Origin of the sequence: Paraconexibacter sp. (assembly GCF_041602235.1) — a bacterium.
Lineage (GTDB): Bacteria > Actinomycetota > Thermoleophilia > Solirubrobacterales > Solirubrobacteraceae > Paraconexibacter.
The window spans coordinates 38,009-44,032 of the sequence record NZ_JBFIGP010000001.1; the positions used below are offsets into that span (position 1 = coordinate 38,009).

A 6,024-nucleotide genomic window follows, 5' to 3' on the forward strand; every position below is an offset into this window, starting at 1 on the left:
CGTCGCCTATGCTCCGCCGCGTCATGAGCGATCGGCACGGAGGTTCCGGTCCCACCCGCGGGCGCGCCACGGCTCCCGTGGTCTCCGCACGCCGTGCCACCGCCCGGCGCCGGCGCCACAGGGCCGTCGTCGTCGTCGTGATCTGCGGCGGCCTGGCGTTCGCCGGCGGTCTCGTCATCGGGGCCGGTCACGTACCGGCGGAGCGAACCCTCGTCGAGCGGTTCGTGGAGAACTGGTCCGCCGGCGACTTCGCGGCGATGTACGACGATCTCAGCGCCGAGGCGAAGCAGCGCTTCACGTTGGCGCAGTTCACCGAGGCCTACGATGCCGACCGGCGGATGGCGACCGCCACCAGCGTCCGGCCGGGCGAGGTCGTCGACGGCTCGGACGACGCGACGTTCGCGGTCCCGGTCGTCGTCCGCACGCGGGTGTTCGGCACCTTCACCCGCACGATGGAGATCGAGGTCGCCGGAAGCGGCGAGAGCTCCCGGATCGCGTGGGGCCGCCACCTCGCCTTCCCGGGCCTGGCGCCGGGCGACCGCCTGACCCGCGAGACCCGGCTGCCCGAGCGCGCGGCGCTCCTGGCCCGCGACCGCACCCCGCTGGCCAAGGGGTCGGACCGGACCTCCGACGTTCCGGACGTCACCAGGAACGTGGTCGGCACCCTCGGCCCGATCCCCGCCGAGCGCGCCGACGAGCTCCGCGCCCTCGGCTGGCCCGGCGACGCCAAGGTCGGCATCAACGGGCTCGAGCGCGCGCTCGACACCAAGCTGGCGGGGACGCCCGGAGGCACGCTGCGCGCGGGGTCCACGATCCTGGCCCGCTCGGAGCCCAAGAAGGCCCGGGACGTACGCACCTCGATCTCGATCCCGGTCGAGCGGGCCGCGATCGCCGGTCTGGCCGACAGGCTGGGCGGCGTCGTCGCGATCGAGCCCCGTACCGGCGAGCTGCTGGCGTTCGCCGGGATCGCCTTCTCCGGACTCCAGCCCCCCGGATCGACGATGAAGATCGTGACCGTCACCGCCGGGCTCGAGCAGCGCATCACCTCGCTGGACACGACCTACCCGGTCGAGACCTTCACCACCATCGAGGGGGTCCAGCTGGAGAACGCCAACGGGGAGCTGTGCGGCGGGACCCTCACCGAGGTGTTCGCCGAGTCGTGCAACTCGGTGTTCGCGCCCATGGGCGCGAAGCTGGGCGCCGAGAAGCTCGTCGAGGTGTCCGAGCGCTTCGGGTTCAACCGCGCCCCGGACATCCCCGGCGCCGCGACGCCGCGCATCCCCGTCGCCGCGGAGATCGGGGACGCGCTCGCCGTCGGCTCCTCGGCGATCGGCCAGGGGCGCGTCGAGGCGACCGCGCTCACGATGGGCACGATCGCGGCGACCATCGCCCGGGGTGGCCGCCGTCCCCGGCTGACCCTCGAGTACGACCCGCGGCAGAAGGCCGCCCCGACGACGAAGGTGACCTCGTCGAAGGTCGCGCGGACCGTCGAGAAGCTGATGCTGGCCGTGGTCCGCGAGGGCACCGGGCGCGCGGCGGCCATCCAGGGCGTGCAGGTCGCCGGGAAGACCGGTACCGCCGAACTCGAGACCACGAAGCGCTGTGAGCCGACCGAGGAGCAGAACCCCGAGTCGTGCAGCACCGAGGCGGATCCGACCGACACCGACGCGTGGTTCGTGTCCTACGCCCCCGTGAGCAAGCCGCGCATCGCGGTCGGCGTGATGCTGGTCCGCAGCGGCGCCGGCGGTGACACCGCGGCGCCGGTGGCGCGTCAGGTGATGCTCAGCGCGCTCAGGCGCTGAGCCACCGTCGGCAGCGGTCAGATGTCGAGGTCGACCTCGGCCATCTCGGACGGGTTCTTCGGGTCCTTGATGATCAGGACCAGCGGCCGGTTCTCGAGCGCGGCACGGGTGATCTTGAACAGCAGCAGCGATCCGTTGGTGTTGAACGAGGACGCGATCGAGTCCGGCTCCGGCAGCATGCCGTCGGCGGGGACCGTCTCCTGCTCGTAGGCCAGCGGGTTGTCGACCTCGACCGTCTCGAACTCCGTCCCGAGGGTGTCCTCGATGGCGAAGTCCTCGCGCGAGGCCGACAGGTGCGGCTCGTCGCGGTTGTTGCGGGCCTGGACGAAGACCGCGAACCACTCGGTGCCGTCCGGCAGCGTCTGCTCGGCGATCGGCACGCCGCGGAGCAGGCCCTTGTCCTCGACCTCGGCCGGGTTGAGGACGCGCGAGATCTGCACCTGGTACTGGAGGTCGCCCACCGTCACCTGGATGCCTTCGGTCTCGCCCTTCTCCACCTCCCCCTTGACACCGCCGCAGGCGGCGAGAGAGAGGCTGGCCGTGGCCAGGAGCGCGAGGATGGGAAGTCGACGGGTCACGGCGCGTGAGTGTAATGAAGCGGGGCGGGCGTCGGCGTGCCGCGGTGCGTCGGCCTCAGATCCGGAAGTTCGACGCGGGCTTCCGCGCCCCGCCGCTGATGCTCGCGCGCGTCCCACGGTCGTGATCCTCCTCGAGGATCGACCGCAGCCGCTTCATGGCCCGACCGTTCTGGCGACGCACGAACCGGCGGGCGCCGAGGGACTCGAGGAAACGGTCGCTCAGGGTCTTGGGCTCCGACTCGAACGTGTAGGTGACGCGCGTGGCGCCGCCGGGGGCCGCGGACAGCTCGTAGACGCCGACCGAGCGGATCCGGTTGAACTTGCCGCCGCGTCCGACCTCGACGATCCGGATCGGCGAGACGGCCTCGGCGATGGTCACGTCACCCCACGGGAAGCGGTTGCCGCGCATCTTGATCTTGAACCGGGCGCCCGCGCCGACCCCGTAGGAGTCCTCCCGCGTGAGGTGCCAGTCGATCAGGAAGTGATCGGTGAACTCGGCGTGGTTCGCGATGTCCGCGAGGTACTCGAACACCTCTTCCTGCGGCCGCGAGACGATGACGCTGCTGGTGACGGGATCCACGGGCCGCAGTCTAGTGCGGGCCGCGACCGATCGACGTTCGCGGGCAGCCGCGGACGTCAGGCGGCTCGCGCCCGCAGCCGCACGGCCTGACCGCGCTCGCTGTGGTGCACGGTGTCGACGCTCTCGGGGACGCCCCGATGGCGGGGACGGCAGAGCGTGCAGACGGTCTGGGTGCCGTACCGGTGGACGTGCTCGCCGACCAGCGGCGTCCGCCCGCAGTCCGAGCACGCGTGGCGCGACGCCGCCAGGCGCCCCACGCCCTTGCGCAGGAGCTGGCGTTCGAGGTCCGATTCGGAGAGGCCGAGCAGCGGTCGGAACATGACCAGGGTTTCGACGCCGGCGCCGGTCCCTCCTGCCCTGCACGATCGTTCCCACCCGGGCGAGGGTTCACCCGCGTCCCGGACGGGAAGACCGGGACCTGACCTGAACTGCACCACGGCCATGCCCTGGGGCGCTAGGTTGTTTAGGAAGCCCACAGGTCGCGTTTCTACAGTCCTGCAACCGCGTTCGGTGGAGCGGTCTCCGAAGCACCACCCCTGTCCCCCGCCCGAGGAGCCCCCCATGGAGTCATTCACGACAGGAACCATCGCCGGAGACGGGGCGTTCCGGTGTGAGGAATGCGGCGCGGTGGGCCCCCTGGCTCGCACCGCCGACGTACCCGCCTGCCCGAAGTGCGGCAGCACACGGGTGGTCCGCGCCTCGCTGTTCGAGCGTGTCCCGAGCACCGAGGACGACGCCGCCGCCGAGCGCCGCGTCCTGGCCGCGGCGGGCCGTGAGCACGCGCCCGGGGCGGGGCACTACCTGGTCTTCCAGGACGGCGAGGACATCCGGATGGTCACGCTCGAGGACGAGCACACGCGCATCGGCCGCAGCCTCAACGCCGAGATCCGGTTCGACGACCCGACGGTCTCCCGCCGGCACGCGTTGCTGGTCCGTCAGGACGACGAGGGGTTCCGCGTGGTCGACGACCGCAGCATGAACGGCGTCTTCGTGAACGGGGAGCGCGTGGAGTGGCGCAACCTGCGGGACGGGGACGAGCTCCTGGTCGGTCGCCACCGCCTGATGTTCATCGACACCACGGTCGGCAAGTCCTCGGGTCCGAGCGGCTCGAGCACGTCGAGCGCGCGCACGGCCTGATCCACACACCGCACCGGGCGCGGTCTGCGAGGCTGCGCCCCGTGCCGCAGATCCTCCAGTACGCAGCGTTCACCGACCGCCCCGACGGCGGGAACCCGGCGGGCGTCGTGCTGGACGCCTCCGGCATGGACGACGCGCGGATGCTCGCCGTCGCCGCGGACCTCGGGTACTCGGAGTCCGCGTTCCTCCTGCCGCGCGCGGACGGGTCCCTGGCGATCCGCTACTTCAGCCCGAGAGCGGAGGTGCCGTTCTGCGGCCACGCGACGATCGCCGCCGGTGCCGCGTGGGCCGACGAGCACGGTCCCAAGTCGATCACCCTCGCCACGTCCTCGGGAGCCGTGGACGTCGACCTCGAGATGGACGACCGCGGGACCCGCGCGACGCTCACGAGCGTCGCGCCTCACGTCCAGGATCTCGCCGCAGGCGATCTCGACGAACTGCTCGCCGCCCTGCGGTGGGCGGCGACGGATCTCGCGCCCGGGCTCCCGCCGCGGGTCGCGTACGCCGGGGCGTCCCATCCGGTCCTGGCCGCCGCCACGCCCGAGCGCCTCGCCGAGCTGGACTACGACTACCCGCGCCTGGCGCAGCTCATGGCCGCCCGGGAATGGACGACCGTCGCCCTGGTCCACCGGCGCGAGGCCGACACGTGGGAGGCACGCAACCCGTTCCCTCCGGGCGGGATCGTCGAGGACCCGGCGACCGGCGCTGCCGCGGCGGCGCTCGGCGGCTACCTCCGGGAGGTCGGCGCCCTGGAGCCGCCCGCCGCCTTCACGGTCCTGCAGGGACGCCACGTCGGCCGCCCGAGCCGCCTGGACGTCGAGGTGCCGGCCGAGCGCGACGCGGGGATCCGCGTCACCGGTCGCGCGGTACGGATCCCGGCCTGACCCCCTGAGCGCCGGGTCGGCGACGCGGACGGTCACGCGAACGCGTCCGCCGCCGCGATACTGTGCGCCCGTGGCTCAGAAGATCGCGATCCTCTCCCAGAAGGGCGGTACCGGGAAGACGACCGCGGTCCGCACCCTCGCGGACGTGCTGCGGCGCACCGGACTGCGCGTGCTCGCCGTGGACCTCGACCCGCAAGGGAACCTGTCGGACTACTTCGACGTCCCGCCGGACGCCGCCCCGACGATCGGCGACGTCCTCGCGGGTCGCGCCAAGGCCCCCGCGGCGGTCCACCCCGCCCCGGACGCCGGCGAGCCACCGGGTCCGGCGGTCCACGTCGTGCCGGCGAACCTCTCGCTCGCGGAGGCGGAGCTGCTCCTGGCCGGCAAGATGGGCCGCGAGCTGACCCTGCGCAAGGCCCTGAAGCTCGTCGACGCCGACCACGACATCGTCCTCATCGACTGCCCCCCGGCCCTCGGGCTGCTCACGGTCAACGCGCTGGTCGCCGCGGACTTCGCCCTGCTCAGCTCCGAGGCGCAGTACTTCGCGCTGCAGGGCGTCGAGCAGGCCCTCGAGGTGATCGAGCTCGCCCGGGACGGCCTGAACCCCGACCTCGAGTGGCTCGGCGTGTTCTTCAACATCGCCGACATGCGCACCGTGCACTCGCGCGAGGCGTTCGACTCGCTGCGCGAGCACGTCGGGGAGAAGCTCTTCGACACCACGATCCGGCAGTCCATTGCCTACGCGAACTCGGCGGAGCGGGCGACGTCGATCCTCGACCATCGCCCCGACCTCGGCGCGGACTACCTGCGCCTCACCGACGAGCTGCTGGGGCGGCTGGGGCTGGCCGCGCCTCGCCGCCGGCTGAAGCCCCTGCTGGCCGACGCCCCGGCCGCCTGAACCGGCGCGTCCGGCAGGTCGGCTGCCCCGGCGCCGCTCGGGCCACGGGCGCCTACATCTCCCTGACGCGCGCCCCCATGCCCTCGAACGGCACGCGCGACACGCTCGCCCAGCCGTCCGTGCGCGCTCGCAGCGCCTCGACGAC

General features: G+C 72.8%; 7 protein-coding genes. 4 read left to right on the forward strand and 3 right to left on the reverse strand.

Going from position 1 to position 6,024, the window contains the following annotated elements; genetic code table 11:
• Positions 1-23: 23 nt before the first annotated feature.
• Positions 24-1,802: a penicillin-binding transpeptidase domain-containing protein gene (locus ABYE80_RS00150; RefSeq protein WP_372787724.1), complete on the forward strand. Its 1,779-nt coding sequence runs from the start codon at positions 24-26 to the stop codon at positions 1,800-1,802.
• Between the two features lie 17 nt (positions 1,803-1,819).
• On the opposite strand, the gene ABYE80_RS00155 is transcribed toward ABYE80_RS00150, so the two are convergent.
• From ABYE80_RS00155 to ABYE80_RS00165, 3 genes are read right to left on the reverse strand one after another with little or no spacing between them, the layout of a single operon-like run.
• Positions 1,820-2,380, reverse strand: coding sequence for a hypothetical protein (locus tag ABYE80_RS00155; protein WP_372787725.1), 561 nt, complete (start codon positions 2,378-2,380; stop codon positions 1,820-1,822).
• A gap of 55 nt (positions 2,381-2,435) precedes the next feature.
• Entirely contained in the window at positions 2,436-2,960 is a 525-nt protein-coding gene (locus tag ABYE80_RS00160; protein WP_372787726.1) for an SRPBCC family protein, read from the reverse strand.
• 56 nt (positions 2,961-3,016) lie between these two features.
• Entirely contained in the window at positions 3,017-3,280 is a 264-nt protein-coding gene (locus ABYE80_RS00165; protein WP_372787727.1) for a hypothetical protein, read from the reverse strand.
• 241 nt (positions 3,281-3,521) lie between these two features.
• Between ABYE80_RS00165 and ABYE80_RS00170 the strand changes: the two genes are divergently transcribed.
• The 3 genes from ABYE80_RS00170 (at position 3,522) to ABYE80_RS00180 (ending at position 5,879) form a co-directional block, all read left to right on the forward strand.
• The gene (locus ABYE80_RS00170; protein ID WP_372787728.1) at positions 3,522-4,097 is read left to right on the forward strand and encodes an FHA domain-containing protein; all 576 of its coding nucleotides are present in this window, start codon (positions 3,522-3,524) and stop codon (positions 4,095-4,097) included.
• A gap of 41 nt (positions 4,098-4,138) precedes the next feature.
• Complete coding sequence (locus ABYE80_RS00175; RefSeq protein WP_372787730.1) at positions 4,139-4,981, forward strand: PhzF family phenazine biosynthesis protein; 843 nt, start codon at positions 4,139-4,141, stop codon at positions 4,979-4,981.
• A gap of 70 nt (positions 4,982-5,051) precedes the next feature.
• On the forward strand, positions 5,052-5,879 hold the full coding sequence (locus ABYE80_RS00180; protein ID WP_372787731.1) for a ParA family protein: 828 nt from the start codon (positions 5,052-5,054) through the stop codon (positions 5,877-5,879).
• The last annotated feature ends 145 nt before the right edge of the window (positions 5,880-6,024 follow it).